This window comes from Kineosporia sp. NBRC 101677 (assembly GCF_030269265.1).
GTDB lineage: Bacteria > Actinomycetota > Actinomycetes > Actinomycetales > Kineosporiaceae > Kineosporia > Kineosporia rhizophila.
In genome coordinates this window covers 525,248-541,870 of record NZ_BSTA01000002.1, presented here as the reverse complement: position 1 = coordinate 541,870, position 16,623 = coordinate 525,248, and the positions used below count along the sequence as shown (strand labels likewise).

The following is a 16,623-nucleotide window of genomic DNA, read 5'->3' as shown; positions in this document are numbered from 1 at the left end:
ACTCAGGCCGGAGTCTCCGCCAGCAGCCCGAGCATCTGCTTGACCTGCGCGGACCGGGAGGTCTCGATCCGCGTGGCCAGCTCGAGCACCTCGGGGTTGCTGCCCTTCTCACCCACGTAGCGGGCGATCTCGACCGCGTTGCTCTGCTGGGCGATCAGCAGGTTCAGGTACTGCGTCTGGAACTGCCCGGCCGAGGCCGACTTCAGGCTCTTCACGTCGGACTCGGTGAGCCGGCTGACCCCACCGTGCTCGGCGTGCAGGTCGGCCTCGTCGGCCATCTCGGCCGGCTCGCCCCAGGCCTTCAGCCAGCCGCTCATCTGCGCCTGCTCGTCGGTCTCGGTGATGCCGATCGCCGAGACCAGGGCGGCGGCCTGCTTCGTCAGCCGGCCCTCGGCGGCCAGGTCGGTCAGCTTCGCCGTCTCGACCTGACGGGCCACCATCATCTGCAGGAACATCACGTCGGCGTCGTTGTGGCCGGCGGCGGCCGACTGGGTGCCGGTGCCGTGGGCCCCATGGGTGGACTCGGCCGCCGCCACCTCGGCGGTGGCAGCGTCACTCGAGCCGCTCACCGAGAGCCCGTTCAGCGCACCGCATCCGCCCAGGAACAGCACCGCTCCGGTGGCCAGGCTCAGCCCGGTGAGGGTGACCGCCCGCAGACGGCTCACTGGGGCAGCCAGAGCGCGAGCACGACCGGCGGCTCCCAGCCCGGCAGCGTGGTGTGCGACTGACGGCACTCGTAGGTCACGCCGTCGTAGGTGACCTTGTCACCGCGGTTGTACCACTTCCAGCTCTGCCACTCGCCTTCCGCCGGGGCCTCGGTGTCTTCCGGGGCCGTGGTGGTCGGGGCCGTGGTGGGCGCCTCGGTGCTCGGCTCCTCGGTGGGCTCCTGCGTGGGTGCCTCGGTGGTCGGCTCTTCGGTGGTCGGCTCCTCGGTGGGGGTCTCGGCCGGGGTTGACGGCGCGGTGGTCGGCTGCCCGTTGCCACCACCGTTGCCCGAGCCGGTGCCGCCGATGTTCAGGTCGATGCAGTTGTAGAACGCCATCGCGGTGTCGCCGATGTTCCAGACCGCCAGCAGCGTCTTCTCGCCCGAGTAGGCGCTCAGGTCGACCTGGTGCGAGACGGTGGCGTTGGGGATGGCGTTCTTGTCGTCGAACTCCTTCACCAGCTTGCCGTCGATGTAGTACTGCCAGGTGCTGGTGCGGTGCCGGGCGGTCAGCGTCCAGTTGAAGGTGGGGGTGCTGCTGACCGAGGTGTGCGGCCAGTCGATCGACTCGTCGTCCAGCGCGGCGGCCATGGCGTTGCCGCCGCTGCACTTGGTCGAGCCCTTGGGCGCCTCGACGCTCTGCGGCTCGTACTGGATCTGGCCGCAGCCGGAGACGGCGCCGCTGGCGCACAGGGCCTGGCGGCTGGGCGGCGACGAGACGTAGCCGTGAGCGCTGGCCGGGGCGGCGAGGGCGACGCCGGCGGCCAGTGTGCCCATCGTCGCCAGAGGGAGGACGACCTTCTTGAGCATGGGAAATGCACTCCTGTCAGGGATGGAGCACTCGGCGGGTCGGGCCGGGCGAGGCCCTATGTTTCTGAACGTGAGCGCCCGTGCACAAGTTGGTTGCAACCTCTTATCCGGCTCTTGATCGACACCTGACGCTGCCGGGCGCGCCGTGACGACCTGTCACGGCAGGCGCACCGAAGGTAGGGGGACCGGAAAGGTTGCCCGGAACCGCTGCATTTCTTTTCCGCGATTTACGTTATGCATTCGCCTCCGCAGCGACGCGAACACAGTCTTTACGTTCCCCGCACCTGCTCATGACCTGTAGCGGGGCAACCTTTTTGAGGTTTGACAGCCTCCATCAAGGTGAGCAGGATTCTCGACACCATCACGGAATCGAAAAGCCCACCCGCACAGACGGATTGCCTGGGCCGATTCCACGCGCCCACTCCCGCCGGGAAGCCGCGCAGCCGATGACCGGTGAAAAGAGGAATCCGTGAGTCAACGTCGCCGTCCTGTCGCCCGCCGCAGACCCGGCCGCACCCTGGCCGTCGCCGCCGGTCTCGCCCTCACCGGTGGGCTGGCCGCCGGTGGCGCCGCGATCGCCGCCAACCAGACCACCACGGCCGCCCAGGGCACCGTAGGCAAGGCCGCCGCCAAGGTCACCGTGGCCGGCCACCAGCTGGAGACGCTCGGCCGGGGCGCGATCAGCGTGCGCTCCGGCAGCGACAACCTGATCAGCTGGCGTCTGCTGGCCACCGACGCCAAGACCGCCGCGTTCGACGTGTACCGCGACGGCAAGCTGGTCAAGGCCGGGATCACCGGCTCCACCAACTATCTCGACAAGGGCGCCGCCGCCGGCGCCACCTACACCGTGAAGACCGGTTCCGAGACGGCCACGGTGCGCAACCTCTCCAGCGGCTACCTGCGGGTGCCGATCGCCAAGCCGGCCGGGGGCACCACGAAGGACGGTGTGGCCTACACCTACACCGCCAACGACGCCTCGGTGGCCGACCTCGACGGCGACGGCGAGTACGAGGTCGTGCTGAAGTGGGACCCGACCAACGCCAAGGACAACTCGCAGTCCGGCTACACCGGCAACGTCTACGTCGACGCCTACGAGCTCGACGGCAAGCGGCTGTGGCGGATCGACCTGGGCAAGAACATCCGGGCGGGCGCGCACTACACCCAGTTCCAGGCCTACGACTACGACGGCGACGGCAAGGCCGAGGTCGCGATGAAGACGGCCGACGGCACCAAGGACGGCAAGGGCACCGTGATCGGCACCGCGAGCGCCGACCACCGAAACAGCAGCGGCTACGTGCTCACCGGTCCCGAGTACCTCACCGTGTTCAACGGCCAGACCGGGGCCGCCGCCGCCACGGTCAACTACCTGCCCGCCCGCGGCGCGGTCTCGAGCTGGGGCGACAAGTACGGCAACCGGGTCGACCGCTTCCTGGCCGGCACCGCCTACCTCAGCGGCAGCACGCCGAGCCTGATCGAGGCCCGCGGCTACTACACCCGCTCGGTGATCACCGCCTGGGACTACAAGGCCGGGAAGCTCACCCAGCGCTGGCAGTTCGACTCCTCGAAGCAGACCAAGCCGGCCGAGTGGGCCGGGCAGGGCAACCACCAGCTCTCGGTGGCCGACGTGGACAGCGACGGGAAGGACGAGATCGTCTACGGCGCGATGGCCCTGGACGACAACGGCAAGGGCCTGTGGACGACGAAGCTCGGCCACGGTGACGCGCTGCACGTGGGTGACCTGATCCCGTCCCGCGCCGGGCTCGAGGTGTTCAAGGTCAACGAGAGCAAGGGCAGCGGCCCGGCCGACTACGTGGCCGACGCGGCCACCGGCAAGATCATCACCAAGTCGGCCAGCTGCGCCTGCGACACCGGCCGGGGTGTGGCGGCGGACATCTGGGCCGGCAGCCCGGGCGCCGAGCAGTGGTCCTCCAGCGTCGACGGCACCCGGGACACGGCCGGCAAGAAGATCGGCAGCAAGCCCGGTTCCACGAACTTCCTGGTCTTCTGGGACGGCGACACCTCGCGGGAACTGCTGGACGGCAACAAGATCAGCAAGTGGTCGCCGACCGGTGAGACCCGGCTGCTGACCGCCGCCGGGGTGCACTCCAACAACAGCACCAAGTCCACCCCGGCGCTGTCCGGCGACATCCTGGGCGACTGGCGCGAAGAGGTGATCTGGCCGGAGTCCGACGACTCGGCCCTGCGCATCTACAGCACCCCGCACCAGAGCTCCACCCGGTTCGTCACCCTGATGCACGACTCGCAGTACCGGGTGGCCGTGGCCTGGCAGAACACCGCGTACAACCAGCCCCCGCACCTGAGCTACGCGCTCCAGAAGTAGAGACCAGAAATGCAGGACGACGAACCGGTGGGGGTACCTCCCGGAGCCGGAGGCGATGGGGGCCTGGTCCGCGCGGCCCAGGCCGGCGATCAGGCGGCTCTTCAGGAGCTGCTGGCCCGGTACGTCGTCCTGGTCCACAACCTCGTCGGCCGGTCGGTGAGCCGGCCGGCCGACGCGGAGGACGTCACCCAGGAGGTTCTGCTGCAGGTGGTGCAGGACCTGCCCACCCTGCAGAGCCCGGCCAGCTTCCGGTCCTGGCTGGTGGCGATCACCAGCCGCCGCATCGCCGACCACCAGCGTCGGGTGGGGGCCGAACCACTGCTGCCGGCCGTCCCCGCCGAGCCGGCGGAGACCTTCGAAGACCTTCTGGTGCTCCGGCTCGACCTGCAGGGCCAGCAGCGTGACCTGGTCCGAGCCGGGCGGTGGCTCGACCCGGAACACCGTGCGCTGCTGGCGTTGTGGTGGCAGGAGTGCGCCGGGCGGATCAGCCGGGCCGAGATCGCGAACGCGCTCGAGCTCGGCGAGGCCCACACCGCGGTGCGCCTGCAGCGCATGCGCGAGCAGCTGGAGCAGTGCCGACTGGCCGTGGCTGCGCTCGACCGCGAGCCGCGGTGTGGTGGGCTCGTCCCGGTGCTCCAGGAATGGACGGGGCAGGCGAACCCGTTGTGGCGCAAGCGGATCACCAAGCACGTGCGCACCTGCGTGGTCTGCCTGCGCGAGGCCGAGGACCAGCTCCCGGCCAGCCGGCTGATCGCCGGCCTGCAGTTGCTGCCGCTGCCCGCCGCGCTCGTCGCCGGGCTGATCGGCAAGGGCCTGCTGGCACCGGAGTCCGGGCCGATCGAGCTGACAACGGCCACAATTGAAGACGACCGGCCGGACTGGGAGGTCGAGGAACCGGAACGGGGTGCCTGGGCTGCGGTCAAGTGGGCCGGGCGGGTGGCCACCGTGACTGCGGCGGCCACCCTGCTGCTGTTCACCGGGGGCTTCCTCTACGACGTGAACCGGCCGCCCACCGTGCGTTCGGAGCATCCGGTGGGTGCCGAAGCGCTCAGCGCTTCGCTGTCCACCTCTCCACCTGCGGTCTCGGTTTCGCCCACTCCCCCACCGGCTCCGGCGAAAACGGCCAAGGCCCCGGCGCCGGCGGTGAAAGACCGCTGCGACCGGTCCGGCCTCCCGAGCCGGGTCTGGCCCGCCTGGACCATGCCCAATTCCGGCGCCGATCTGCCCAGCCAGCAGCGTTATTCGGTGCGCGAAGACGGAACCGTGCGCGACCAGAACACCTGTCTGACCTGGCAGCGGGAAACCCCGTCGGGGCGGTACACCTTCGCCGCCGCCAAGAAGTACTGCGCGAACCTGACCCTCGCCGAAGGGAACTGGCACCTGCCCACCCGGGTGCAACTCACGTCCATCATTGACACCACCCGACTGGGCCCGGCCATCGACCCCGAGGCCTTCCCGGGTACTCCGGTGTCGTTCTTCTGGACGGCATCGCCGTGGGCCACCCCGCACGATCCGGCCTTCGCCTGGATCGTCAACTTCTACGAGGGCCTGACCAGCAACGCGGCCGATCAGTCGGGTGAGTTCGCGGTGCGGTGTGTGCAGTCGCCGTCCGGCCAGGGCTCGGTGCAGTACGAGGTGAACGGCGACGAGGTGTCGGATCCGATGACCGGGCTCACCTGGCAGCGGGCTACTTCGCCGACGATGGCGGCGGGTGAAGCGGCTGCGTACTGCGCCGGTCTGAAGGGCGGGAACTGGCGCCTGCCGGGGGTTCAGGAACTGGCCACGTTGGTGGACGAGTCACTGGTGGGTCCGGCCATCGACCGCGAGGCCTTCCCGAGCACCCCGGCCCGCGGCTGGTACTGGGCCGCGAACCGGGCTGCTGAGGACGAGAAGGCGCGGTGGGCGCTGAACTACGACGACGGGTACACGAACTACCGGGATCTGGATGCCGGCGTGGTGCGCTGCGTGCGGAACCAGTAGGGGTAACCGGATCGCTGCCTGCAGCATCCTCCACCCGCATCGGGCACCGCCGTCCGGCACCCGGCACCCGGCACCCGTGCTGCCCCGGGCTCAACCTTGCGTTCGGCGTGTCGTGTTACCCCGGGTGGGAGGGCGGGTCAGGTGCGCTACTTTCTGACCACTTTCAGCCCAGTCGAACCGGCAGCGTCGAGGAGCTGTTCGAGAACATCGACGGGATCGGGATCAGTTCCGCCTCGTCCACCGCCAGCTCGATGCCCGGGAAGCGGTCGAACACCGCCGGGATCGCGATCACGCCCTCCATCCGGGCCAGCACCGCGCCCAGGCAGACGTGCATGCCACCCCCGAAAGCCAGGTGCTTGCGCTGGGTCCGGGTGATGTCGAAGACCCCCGCGTCGTCCCCGTGCTGCTTCTCCTCACGGCCGACCGCGCTGTACGGCGCCATGATCGCCTCCCCCTTGGGGATCACGACCCCGGCGATCTCCACGTCTTCCAAGGGGTAGCGGAACGGGAAGTTGCCGATCGGGGCGTCCCAGCGCAGGGTCTCCTCGACCACCGCGGCCCAGACCTCCGCGCCGCCGGCGACCGCGATCGTCCTCTGTTCGGGGTGGGTCAGCAGGGCCCGCACGGCGTTGGTGATCAGCGCGACCGTGGTCTCCTGCCCGGCTGCGAGCATCACCAGCAGGGTGCCGACCAGTTCCTCCTCGCTCAGCGCGTCGGGCTCGGCGTCCCGGGCCGCGATCAGGGCGCTGGTCAGGTCGGCGCCCGGTTCGGCCCGCCGGGCCTCGACCACCCGGGCCAGCAACTGGTACGTCTCGATCTGGAAGCCGACCACCTCCTCGGAGGTGAGGTCGGAGCGGAAGATCTGGTCCATCAGGAACTTCAACCGCGCCCGCTCGGCCTCCGGCACCCCGAACAGCTCGCAGATCACCCGCACCGGCACCACGTCGGAGAAGTGCTTGCGCAGGTCCACCACACCGTCCGGGCCGGCCTGGGCGGGCAGGCCGGCCAGCAGTTCGGCGACGATCTGCTCGATCTGCGGGCGCAGCTCCTGCACCCGGCGCGGGGTCAGGTTGGCGGTGACCAGCTTGCGCAGCCGGCGGTGCTCGTCGCCGTCCGCGGTGACCATGTTGTTGACCTTGACCATGCCGATCAGCGGCCAGGAGTCGTCCACCTGACCGGAGCGGATGGCGTTCCAGTTGCGCCAGTTCTTGCTGAACCGCGGATCGGTGACCAGGTCGTTGAGCAGGGCGTGGTCGGTGACGCTCCAGGCGCCCACGTTGCCGGGCAGCTTGATCCGGACCACCGGGCCGAGGGCCCGCAGCCGGGCCGCCTCACCCTGGTGGTCACGGGCGGCGGGATCCAGTTCGACGACCGGGATGCTGTCGGGATCGACGGTGGTTGCGACGCTTTCGGACACGGTGGCCTCCTGGCAGATGAAAAGGGCAACCTCCCGGGCCGCGTCCGTGCGTCCCGGTCAAGTGATCAGCTCGATCAGCGGTGCTGCAGCTCCGGTGCCGCCGCCACGGTGGAGAACTCGACCGGCAGGGCGGTCGGCACCCGCGTCCACGGCGAGGGCAGCCAGGTGATCTCGGCCGCCGGTACCGAGAGATGGATGTCCGGCAGCAGGTTGAGCACGGTGCTGACCGCGGTGCGGGTGATCAGCCGGGCGGGCACCCGGGCCGGGCAGGAGTGCGGGCCGGCGGCGAAGGCCAGGTGCGCGCGGTTGCCCGGCTCGGCCATCGGGCCGAAACCGGTCTGCATCAGCGGGTCGTCGACCACCGCTCCCAGGCCGAGCAGGAGCACGTCACCCTTGCGGATCTGCTGACCGCCGAGCTCGGTGTCGTGCAGCGCGTAGCGGGCCGGCATCACGTTCATCGGCGGGTCGCGCCAGAGCGCCTCGTCGAGCGCGTCGTCGACCCCCAGACTGCCTCCGCGCAGCTGCGCCGAGAACCGCGGGTCGGTGAGCAGGAAGCGCAGGGTGTGCGAGATCCAGGCGGTGACCGTCTCGTTCGCGGCGGCGATCATCACCACCATCGACTGCAGCCGCTCGGCCTCGTTCTCCAGCGCCGGGTGCCGCAGGAACACCCCGGTCAGGTCGTCGCGGGTGTCGTCCGGATCGGCCGCCCGGGCGCGCAGCAGGTCCAGCAGGATCTCCTCGAACTGCCGGTTGCCGGACTGCGAGTTGTCCTGGCTGCCGAACAGCGCGATCAGCGCCTGGCGCAGCTCCAGGCCCTCTTCCCGCTCCATCCCGAACAGCGAGGCCAGCGCCAGCAACGGGATCACCGCGGCGTACTCACCGATCAGGTCGGCCGAGCCCCGGCCGGCGAACGAGGCGACCAGATCGGCGCAGATCGCCTCCACCTCGCGGCGGGTGCGGCGCTGGTCGATGTGGGCCACGCCCTCGTCGAGCGGGCGCCGCAGCCGGCGGTGGGTCTCCCCGTCGGCGCCGATCACGTTGGCCCGCCAGGCCATCATCGGCAGCAGACCGGAATCCGGGGCGACCACGCCGTCCTGCAGGTCTTTCCAGTTACGGGCGTCGTGCACGAAGGTGCGCTCGTCGCGGGTGATGGTCAGCAGCTCGCGGTAGCCCATCACCAGCCAGGCCCCCACGCCCGGCTCCAGCTCGACCCGGGCGACCGGCCCCTGCTCGGCCCGCAGCTGCCGGTAGACCACGCGATGGTCGAGCGAACCGGTGGCGGAGATCAGCGGAGTCAGCCCGGCCGTGCTCGAGTGGGCCGGACAGCCCGGGGGCGGGGTGTCCGGCTTGAGCTTCATGGTGTCCGAGACGGATCCGAAGACCCTTTCCGGCTCTGGCGTTTCGGTCACGTGGCGTACTCCCGGAAGGAACGCGGATCGTGGGTGGCGACGTACTCGCACAGGGCGAGGAGGGCCTGGGCGCTGGAGTGTCGGTTGCGCGCGTCGCACTCCACCACCGGTGTCTCGGGCAGCAGGTCGAGGGCGGCCCGTACCTCTTCGAGCTCGACCACCGGGCTGTCGGGGAAGCGGTTCACCGCCACCGCGAACGGCAGATCGCGCTCCTCCAGCTGCTCGAGGACGTCGAAACTCTGCTCCAGGCGGCGGATGTCGACCAGCACCAGGACGCCGATGGCGCCCACCGCCAGATCGGTCCACAGGTCCCAGAACCGCCGCTGGCCAGGCGCGCCGAACAGGTACAGCACCAGCTCGGCGTTGATGGTGATCCGGCCGAAGTCCATCGCCACGGTGGTGGTGCGCTTGTGGCTGTCTCCGGGCAGGTCGTCGACCCCGACCCCGGCCTCGGTCATCACCTCCTCGGTGCGCAGCGGGGTGATCTCGCTGACCGAGCCGACCAGGGTGGTCTTGCCCACCCCGAAGGCGCCGACGACGAGGATCTTGGCCGAGCGCTGGACCGTGTCCGGCAGGTAGCGGTCAGCGGATGCCGCGGAGTCCATGCAGCACCTCCTGCAGCAGAGAGGAGTCGGGGGCGGCCGGACGGGCGGTGCCCGAGCGGGCCGAGAGGTAGCCGGCGTCGATCAGGTCCGAGGCGAGCACGCTGACCAGGCTGACCGGCAGGTCGAGGTGCGCCGCGGCCTCGGCCAGGGAGAGCAGCCGGGCGCACATCCGCACCAGGGCGCGTTCTTCGCGGGTGGCGGTGACCGGCAGTTCGCGGGTGGGGTCGGGGGCGATCAGCAGCGTCTCCACCCCGACGGTGTTGCGGCTGGCCCGGGCCCGGCCCCGGGTGATCACGTAGGGCCGCAGGGCGCGGGCGGAGAACTGCCCGGTGGGCGGGGCTGCGGCCCGGACTCTGGTTTCGTGGTCTGGTTCCCCAGACCCGGTCACTGGGGCGCGTCCTGGCGGGCGGGACTGCTGAGGTTGGCGGCACCGATCTTGAGCACCTGGGCCTGCATCGCCCGGGCCACCTGCCGCGGGTCGACCACCGGATCGGCGACCACCGCCAGGTGGGCGCCGTCGGCGCTGCGCAGGAACAGGAAGCCGCCGTCGAACTCGATCATCTGGTGGCGGACCAGCCCGTCGCCGGTGCCGAACTCCTGGCCCAGGGCGCGGCCCAGCGACTGCAGCCCCGAACAGGTGGCGGCCAGCCGTTCGGCCCGGTCGCGGCCGAGGCCGGCCGAGCCGGCCAGGAGAAGGCCGTCGACGCTGAACACCACCACGTCACGGACCCCGGGGACGACGGTGACCTCGGCGATCATCCAGCCTCGGTCCGGGCGGGCGGTCCTCTGCTCCTGGCTCATCCCTGAGTCGCGTCCTTCCGGGTGGTCGAGGGGGTGTCCCCACCCTCGAGATCGGTTCCTGGCGTGGTCGTCCCGGGCTCGGCCGGGGTGACCGGGATGGGCTGGGAGCCCTCGAAGAACCGCTCCATCCAGTCGCCCGCGTCTTCGGGGTCGGTGGCCGGGGCGGTGGGGACGACCGGGCGGGTGGCTGCGGCCGGTTCGCTCCCGACCGGGGTGGCCGGGTTGCGTCGGCGGGACGAACGTCGTTGCGGTAGCTGGGTTTCGCCACCCGGTGCGGGTTCGACGACGGGTGCGGGTTCGACGACGGGTGCGGCCGGCCGGGTGTCGACGACCACCGGGGCGGGCGGCTCGGGCACCACCGGTGCCTCGGGCTCCGCGACGGGTTCCGGCACCGCGACCGGGGCGGGCAGGGCCACCGTCTGGACCAGCACGCTGGGTACCAGGACGACCGCCCGGACCCCGCCGTACGGGGAGATCCCCAGGTCGACGGTGAAACCGTGGCGGCGGGCGAAGCGGCCGACCACGGCGAAACCGGTCTGCGGGATCTCACCGACGTCGCTGACCCCGAGCAGACGACGGCCGGAGACGATCTCCCGGGCCTCGGCCAGACGGTAGTCGTCGAGGCCGAAACCGCTGTCGTCGACCTCGATCACGGCGCCGCGCTGGACCCCGCGCACCCCCACGGTGACCGGGGTGGAGGGGGCCGAGTACTCGGTGGCGTTGGCCAGCAGCTCGGCGATCAGGTGGATCAGCGGCTCGACCACGCTGGGCACCGCGGCCACCGTCTGGTCGCCGGTGACCTGCACCCGGCTGAAGGCGACGATCCGGCCGGAGGCGGCCCGCACCACGTCGACCAGGGCGAGCGGGGCCGGCCACTGCTGCCCGGGCCACTCGTCGCACAGGACCTTCACGCTCTGCGCGTGCCGGGCCTGCTGGGTGGCCGCGTGGTCGACCCGCATGGTGGTCTCGAGCAGGTCCGGGTCGCCCGGGTGCTGCTCGGCCAGGCCGCTCATCGCCTGCTGGATCCGGTGTGCGGAGGTCTGCACCCGGCCGGCCAGCTCGACCAGGGCCAGGCGGCGCGACTCCTCCCGCTCCCGCACGGTGCTGCCGACCTGCTCCAGCATCTCCTCGAGCAGGGCGGCGGTCTCGGGACTGAGCTCCTGGGGCCGGTCGGCCGGGGGCACCTCGGCCCCGGCCAGGGCGGCCGGCATCCGCGCCTTGACCACGTGCTGCAGCTCCTGCTGCAACTGGATCAGGCGCTGACGCTCACGGGCCACCGCCAGGTCGAGCTCGGCCGGAGTGATCACCGGGCCGTCCGGCACCGGGGCGGCGGGCGGCGGGGTGGGCAGCGCCCGGGCCTTCTCGGGCCAGGGCAGCGAGCCCCCGCGCCGGGCCCAGGCGGCGGCCCCGGCGACCAGAGCACCGACCAGCCACGGAGACGGAGAACGACGTGGAGGCCGCGCTGTGCTCGTCAATGGACACCCTTCGCGTTGCGAGCCGAACACTTCGCCGAATTCGAGCCGTCCGATACGCACGCGGTCATCAAAGTCCTTTTACGACCGTATCGGACTAATGGGCCGAAAACCTAGCACAGGTGTCTGGGCGCACCACAGGACGAAATGCGGCGTGACAGCGCTCGTAAAGTAGGCGCATGGATCCGGCAGAAGTGCGCCTGGACGTCTGGGTCTCGTCCGTGCGGTTGTTCAAGACCCGGTCGGCGGCCTCGAGCGCCTGCCGGGGCGGCCACGTCGCGGTCAACGGCAACAAGGCCAAGCCCTCGACGATGGTGCGGGTGGGCGACAAGGTCGAGGCCCTCACCCCTGGTGGGGAGCGGATCGCGCTGGTGCGCAGGCTGATCCAGAAACGGGTGGGGGCCGCGGTGGCGGTGACCTGTTTCGAGGACCTGACCCCGGCGCCGCCGCCGAAGGAGGAGATCGTGCACGTCGCCGTGCGCGACCGGGGGGCGGGCCGGCCGACCAAGCGGGAGCGCCGGCAGCTCGACCGGTTCCGCATCCAGTAGGTGGGGCCGCACCTTTCCCGCCGGTAGTCCCGAGGCTCAACTTCGTCCTGGTGACGTCCGAAGTACCACTGTCGGACGCGTCCAGGAGGATCAGTGCTCAGTCAGCTTCGCCGGTTCCGCATCGGCACCCGTCTGGCAGCGGCGTTCGCGGTGGTCACGGTCCTGCTCGCGATCGCCTCCGGGGCGGCCCTGCACGGCCTGTCCAAGCAGCGGGCCTCGGCCGAGCGGGTGGACGAGCTCACCGACCTGGTGCGCGCGGTGGACAAGGTCAACTTCTACAACGCGGACGTGACCGGCTGGCAGGCCGTCTACGGCTGGGACGCCCGGCGTCTGGGCAGTCAGGCCGCGATCGCCGACGACTCGCCGAACCGCGCCGGATTCCTGACCTCCAAGGCCGGGCTGCTGCAGTTCCTGCAGGACTTCCCGGTGGGGTCGATGACCGCCGCCGAGCGGGAGACCTTCGACGCCATGTCCGCGTCCTGGAACAGCTTCTTCGCCGCCGACGACGAGGCGGTCGAGCTGTACCGGGCCGGCCGGGTCCGGGCCGCCGAGACCCAGATCCTCGAGACCGGCATGACCGTGTACACCGACGTCCTGGAACAGACCGCCTCGATCGCCGACTCGGTGACCGGGCGCCGGGACGCCGAGACCGAGGCCGCCGCGACCAGCGCCACCGAGGTGCGCACCACCGTCCTGGGCGTGCTGGTCGTCGCCGTGGTGCTGGCCACCCTGCTGGCCTGGACGGTCACCCGGAGCATCACCGGTCCGCTCGGCCAGACCGTGAGCAGCCTGCGCCGGGTCGCCTCCGGCGACCTCACCAGCACCCCGACCCCCTCCGGCAACGACGAGATGACCACGGCCGACCGCGCCCTGGGCGAGGCCGTGGGCAACACCCGGACCGCGGTGCTGGCCCTGACCGAGAGTTCGACCACGCTGCACAGCCTTTCCGAGAGCCTGAACCGCACGGTGGTCAAGCTGACCGCCGGCAACACCGAGAGCGCGGCGCAGGCCGGGCTGGTCGCCTCGGCCGCGGACACCGTCTCGACCAACGTCCAGACGATGTCCGCGGGCAGCCAGGAGATGGGCCAGTCGATCCAGGAGATCGCCACCAATGCCACCGAGGCGGCGCGGGTCGCCGCCCAGGCGGTCGGCAGCGCCGAGGCCACCAGTCACGTGATCGGGCGGCTGGGCGAGGCCTCGGCCGAGATCGCCACCGTGGTCCAGGCGATCACCTCGATCGCCGAGCAGACCAACCTGCTGGCGCTGAACGCGACCATCGAGGCGGCCCGCGCCGGGGAGTCCGGCAAGGGGTTCGCGGTGGTCGCCAACGAGGTGAAGGAACTGGCCCAGGAGACCGCCAAGGCCACCGAGGACATCGTCTCCAAGGTCGCCGCGATCCAGTCCGACACCAGTGCGGCGGTCGCCGCGATCAGTGAGATCTCCGAGGTCATCGACCAGATCAGCACGTACCAGAACACCATCGCGGCCGCGGTGGAGGAACAGACCGCGGTGACCGCCGAGATGACCCGGAACGTGGCCGGGGCGGCCGGCAGTTCCGGTGAGATCGCGGCCAACGTCCAGGCCGTGGCCCGGGCGAGCGAGCAGTCGTCCCGCGACCTGGGCGAGGTCCGGGACGCGGCCGGGGCGCTCGAGGCGTCGTCACGGGACCTGCAGAACGTGGTCCGCCGCTTCCAGGTCTGAGGACAGCTCAGGTGTCCACATCGAGCGGATTGTCCGGATGCCCCGGCGTCGCGCCTACTGGAGGAGTACCACCTACTCGTCCCCGGCACCCAGAGACCGACGGGCGGATGCCGGACGCCCTGCGGGTGGGGCAGGACGCCGCTCGGGCGGCGGCGCGTAGGACGGACGCGCGGTCCCTGACCGACGGGGGCAGGGACCGCGCTCCTGAACGAACGGCGGTGCAGAGATCGGCGGACCGTCTAGGACGGCGGCGCCGAGCTCTCCCGGATCACCAGCTCCGGCTCGATCACGAGCCGCTCCGGCACGCTCTCACCGGTCTCGATCTGCGCCAGGAGGGCCTTCAGGCTGCGACGCCCGACCTCCTCGAACGGCTGGCGCACCGTGGTCAACGGTGGGCTGAAGTAGCCGGCCTCGGGGATGTCGTCGAAACCCACCACGCTGATGTCGCCCGGCAGGTCGCGGCCGTTCTCCCGCAGCGCCCGCAGCACCCCGACGGCCATCGAGTCGTTGGCCACGAAAACGGCCGAGACGTCGGGCATCCGGCTCAGGATCTGCCCGGCCTCGTAGCCGGTGGGGGCACTCCAGTCGCCGTAGAGCAGCGGCGGCACCTCGGCACCGGCCCGCTCCAGAGCGGCCGCCCAGCCCGAGATCCGGTCCTGGGCCTCGTAGAAGTGGCTCGGCCCGGCGACGTGCCAGACCGTGCGGTGGCCGAGCGCGAGCAGGTGCTCGGTGGCCACGGTGGCCCCGGCGATCTGGTCCACCGAGATCACCGGAAGGGCGCTGTTGAGCGAACTCTCGACCGCCACCAGGGGAAGGTGGCGGGCCATCGTGGCCAGGCTCTCGCCCACCGAGGTGAGCGGGGCCACCACGACGATGCCCTCGACGCCCTGGCGTTCCAGCCTGGTCACCGCACGTTCAACCGAACCACCCTCACCGCCACCGACGTTCGCGACAGTGAGGATGTAGCCTTCCTCGCGGGCGGCCGACTCGACGCCGTAGAGCATCGACATCGGCCCGTAGAGGGCGCCCCCGATGGTCACCAGCCCGAGCACTTTCGAGCGCCCGGTGACCAGTGTCCGGGCCGCCGAGTTGGGCCGGTAGCCCAGCTCGTCGATCGCGGCCAGAACCACTGCGCGGGTGCGGGAGCTGACGCCGTCACTGCCGTTGAGCACACGTGACACCGTCTGGTGGGAAACGCCGGCGAGGCGGGCGACGTCGTGCATCCCTGGGCGTTTGCGCGCTGCCGCGCCGCCCGGAGAGCTGGGATGGGCTGGATCGCCGCCGGCCTGGGCCGCCGCCCGGGACGGAGGTCTCATCGATCTGGTCCATTCCTCGCGGGAATCACCGGCCCGGTGTGGGACCTACGGCCCGGGCACCTGGAAGGGAGCCCGGGCCGTAGGCCTCACCCGGCTGTCAACCGAACCGCAGCACCACTATCTGGAGCTGGAGCCGGCCCGGCGCTTGGTGATCACGTCGAAGGCGACCGCGGCCAGCAGCACGAGGCCCTTGACCAGCATGACCTCCTCGCTGCCGGCACCCAGCAGCGACATCCCGTTGTCGATCACGGCCATGATCAGACCACCGGTGATGGCGCCGATCACCTTGCCGACACCACCCTGGACGGCCGCACCACCGATGAACGCGGCGGCGATGGCGTCCAGCTCGAAGCTGTTACCGGCGGTCGGGCCGGCCAGGTTGAGCCGGCCGGAGAAGATGATGCCGGCCACGGCGGCCAGCACACCCATGTTCACGAACAGCCAGAACGTGACCTGCTTGACCTTCACGCCGGACAGCGTGGCGGCGTGCAGGTTGCCACCGATCGCGTAGATGTGACGGCCGAAGACGGCGCGGTTGGTGACCAGCGTGTAGATCAGGATGAGCGCACCGAGCAGGACCAGCACCCAGGGCAGGTTGCGGTAGCGGGCGAGCTGCACGATGACGAACATCAGCACCAGCGACGGCGCGATGATCTTCACCAGGAACAGGCCGAACGGCTCGACCGACTGGCCCAGCTTGATCCGGGCGGTGCGCGAGCTGTACTGGGTCCAGACGATCGCGGCCACCAGGGCCAGGCCGACCAGCAGGGTGACCAGGTCGGCGCCGCCGAGCCCACCGAGCGCGACGTTGCCGAGCCAGCCCGGGGTGAACCCGTTGGCCATGGTGCGGACCGCGTCGGGGAACGGGCCGATGCCCTGGTTGCCCAGGATGATCAGGGTGACCGCGCGGAACACGAGCATGCCGGCCAGGGTGACGATGAAGGCCGGGATGCCGAAGTAGGCCACCCAGTAGCCCTGCCAGGCGCCGATCGCGGCACCCATCAGCAGGGTCAGCGGGATCGCGATCGCCCAGTGGACGTCGTGATTGACCATCAGTACGGCCGAGAAGGCACCGGTGGCCGCGAGAACCGATCCCACCGACAGGTCGATGTGACCGGCGATGATGATCAGGATCATCCCGATCGCGAGGATCAGGATGTAGCTCTTCTGCACGATGATGTTCGACAGGTTCTGCGGCTGCAGCAGGTCGCCGCCGGTCAGAACCGCGAACAGCACCACGATCAGGGCGAACGCGAAGTAGATGCCGTTCTCACGCAGGCTGCCGGCGTTGAAACCCCGTCCGCCACTGCGGGTGGCGGTCGCGGCTCCGGCCGTCGCCGCCGCGGGGGCGGGCGAGGACGCGGCGACCGGGGCGGGCTGCGGCTTCTCGGCCGTGACCTCGGTGGTGGTCTCCGCCTTGGTGCCCTCGGCCTTGGTGGCTCCGGTGGCCTCGGGGGTGCCGTCGTCCTTCTTCCCCACCTCGTCGGTGGGGGTGGGCGAGGAGTCAGAGGTTGCCATCG

Annotated in this window: 14 protein-coding genes; 4 read left to right on the top strand and 10 right to left on the bottom strand. The window is 70.9% G+C overall.

The genetic code is table 11. The features are described 5' to 3' along the window. Positions 1–2: 2 nt before the first annotated feature. Positions 3–665 carry a DUF305 domain-containing protein gene (locus QSK18_RS07885; RefSeq protein ID WP_285617529.1) on the bottom strand — a complete coding sequence of 221 codons (663 nt, stop codon included), beginning with the start codon at positions 663–665 and terminating at the stop codon, positions 3–5. After that, entirely contained in the window at positions 662–1,513 is an 852-nt protein-coding gene (locus QSK18_RS07880; RefSeq protein WP_285617528.1) for a lytic polysaccharide monooxygenase, read from the bottom strand. Before QSK18_RS07880 ends, QSK18_RS07885 begins: the two co-directional genes overlap by 4 nt. Positions 1,514–1,982: 469 nt before the next feature. On the opposite strand from QSK18_RS07880, the gene QSK18_RS07875 reads away from it, so the two are divergent. Both QSK18_RS07875 and QSK18_RS07870 read left to right on the top strand, forming a co-directional pair. Beyond that, positions 1,983–3,854, top strand: coding sequence for a rhamnogalacturonan lyase (locus tag QSK18_RS07875; RefSeq protein ID WP_285617527.1), 1,872 nt, complete (start codon positions 1,983–1,985; stop codon positions 3,852–3,854). A gap of 9 nt (positions 3,855–3,863) precedes the next feature. After that, positions 3,864–5,834, top strand: a complete 1,971-nt coding sequence (locus tag QSK18_RS07870; RefSeq protein WP_285617526.1) for a sigma-70 family RNA polymerase sigma factor — start codon at positions 3,864–3,866, stop codon at positions 5,832–5,834. Between the two features lie 163 nt (positions 5,835–5,997). Here QSK18_RS07870 and QSK18_RS07865 read toward each other — a convergent pair whose 3' ends face one another. From QSK18_RS07865 to QSK18_RS07840, 6 genes are all read right to left on the bottom strand, one after another. Continuing rightward, positions 5,998–7,251, bottom strand: coding sequence for a cytochrome P450 family protein (locus QSK18_RS07865; protein ID WP_232809453.1), 1,254 nt, complete (start codon positions 7,249–7,251; stop codon positions 5,998–6,000). 74 nt (positions 7,252–7,325) lie between these two features. After that, positions 7,326–8,609, bottom strand: coding sequence for a cytochrome P450 family protein (locus QSK18_RS07860; protein ID WP_352396492.1), 1,284 nt, complete (start codon positions 8,607–8,609; stop codon positions 7,326–7,328). A 47-nt stretch (positions 8,610–8,656) separates the two neighbouring features. Then, the gene (locus QSK18_RS07855) at positions 8,657–9,265 is read right to left on the bottom strand and encodes a GTP-binding protein (RefSeq protein WP_285617524.1); all 609 of its coding nucleotides are present in this window, start codon (positions 9,263–9,265) and stop codon (positions 8,657–8,659) included. Next, a complete protein-coding gene (locus tag QSK18_RS07850) occupies positions 9,243–9,572 on the bottom strand; it encodes a DUF742 domain-containing protein (protein WP_269809748.1) in 330 nt (109 codons plus the stop codon). Before QSK18_RS07850 ends, QSK18_RS07855 begins: the two co-directional genes overlap by 23 nt. Before the next feature lie 77 nt (positions 9,573–9,649). Beyond that, positions 9,650–10,066 (bottom strand): roadblock/LC7 domain-containing protein, encoded by a 417-nt coding sequence (locus QSK18_RS07845; protein WP_232809457.1) that lies wholly within the window; start codon positions 10,064–10,066, stop codon positions 9,650–9,652. After that, positions 10,063–11,541 carry an ATP-binding protein gene (locus QSK18_RS07840; protein ID WP_232809458.1) on the bottom strand — a complete coding sequence of 493 codons (1,479 nt, stop codon included), beginning with the start codon at positions 11,539–11,541 and terminating at the stop codon, positions 10,063–10,065. The genes QSK18_RS07845 and QSK18_RS07840 overlap by 4 nt, the downstream gene beginning before the upstream one ends. Positions 11,542–11,717: 176 nt before the next feature. On the opposite strand from QSK18_RS07840, the gene QSK18_RS07835 reads away from it, so the two are divergent. Next, positions 11,718–12,086 (top strand): RNA-binding S4 domain-containing protein, encoded by a 369-nt coding sequence (locus QSK18_RS07835; protein WP_232809459.1) that lies wholly within the window; start codon positions 11,718–11,720, stop codon positions 12,084–12,086. Between the two features lie 93 nt (positions 12,087–12,179). After that, positions 12,180–13,787, top strand: a complete 1,608-nt coding sequence (locus QSK18_RS07830) for a methyl-accepting chemotaxis protein (protein ID WP_232809460.1) — start codon at positions 12,180–12,182, stop codon at positions 13,785–13,787. A gap of 239 nt (positions 13,788–14,026) precedes the next feature. Here QSK18_RS07830 and QSK18_RS07825 read toward each other — a convergent pair whose 3' ends face one another. After that, positions 14,027–15,103, bottom strand: a complete 1,077-nt coding sequence (locus QSK18_RS07825) for a LacI family DNA-binding transcriptional regulator (protein WP_232809461.1) — start codon at positions 15,101–15,103, stop codon at positions 14,027–14,029. Positions 15,104–15,220: 117 nt separating this feature from the next. Then, positions 15,221–16,621 (bottom strand): multiple monosaccharide ABC transporter permease, encoded by a 1,401-nt coding sequence (mmsB, locus tag QSK18_RS07820; protein ID WP_232809462.1) that lies wholly within the window; start codon positions 16,619–16,621, stop codon positions 15,221–15,223. Positions 16,622–16,623: the final 2 nt, after the last annotated feature.

Bases quoted from the DNA above. Each gene is read 5' to 3' on its own strand.
- QSK18_RS07880 (WP_285617528.1), bottom strand. From the start codon at position 1,513: ATGCTCAAGAAGGTCGTCCTCCCTCTGGCGACGATGGGCACACTGGCC.
- QSK18_RS07870 (WP_285617526.1), top strand. From the start codon at position 3,864: ATGCAGGACGACGAACCGGTGGGGGTACCTCCCGGAGCCGGAGGCGAT.
- QSK18_RS07860 (WP_352396492.1), bottom strand. From the start codon at position 8,609: ATGAAGCTCAAGCCGGACACCCCGCCCCCGGGCTGTCCGGCCCACTCG.
- QSK18_RS07855 (WP_285617524.1), bottom strand. From the start codon at position 9,265: ATGGACTCCGCGGCATCCGCTGACCGCTACCTGCCGGACACGGTCCAG.
- QSK18_RS07845 (WP_232809457.1), bottom strand. From the start codon at position 10,066: ATGAGCCAGGAGCAGAGGACCGCCCGCCCGGACCGAGGCTGGATGATC.
- QSK18_RS07835 (WP_232809459.1), top strand. From the start codon at position 11,718: ATGGATCCGGCAGAAGTGCGCCTGGACGTCTGGGTCTCGTCCGTGCGG.
- QSK18_RS07825 (WP_232809461.1), bottom strand. From the start codon at position 15,103: ATGAGACCTCCGTCCCGGGCGGCGGCCCAGGCCGGCGGCGATCCAGCC.
- mmsB (WP_232809462.1), bottom strand. From the start codon at position 16,621: ATGGCAACCTCTGACTCCTCGCCCACCCCCACCGACGAGGTGGGGAAG.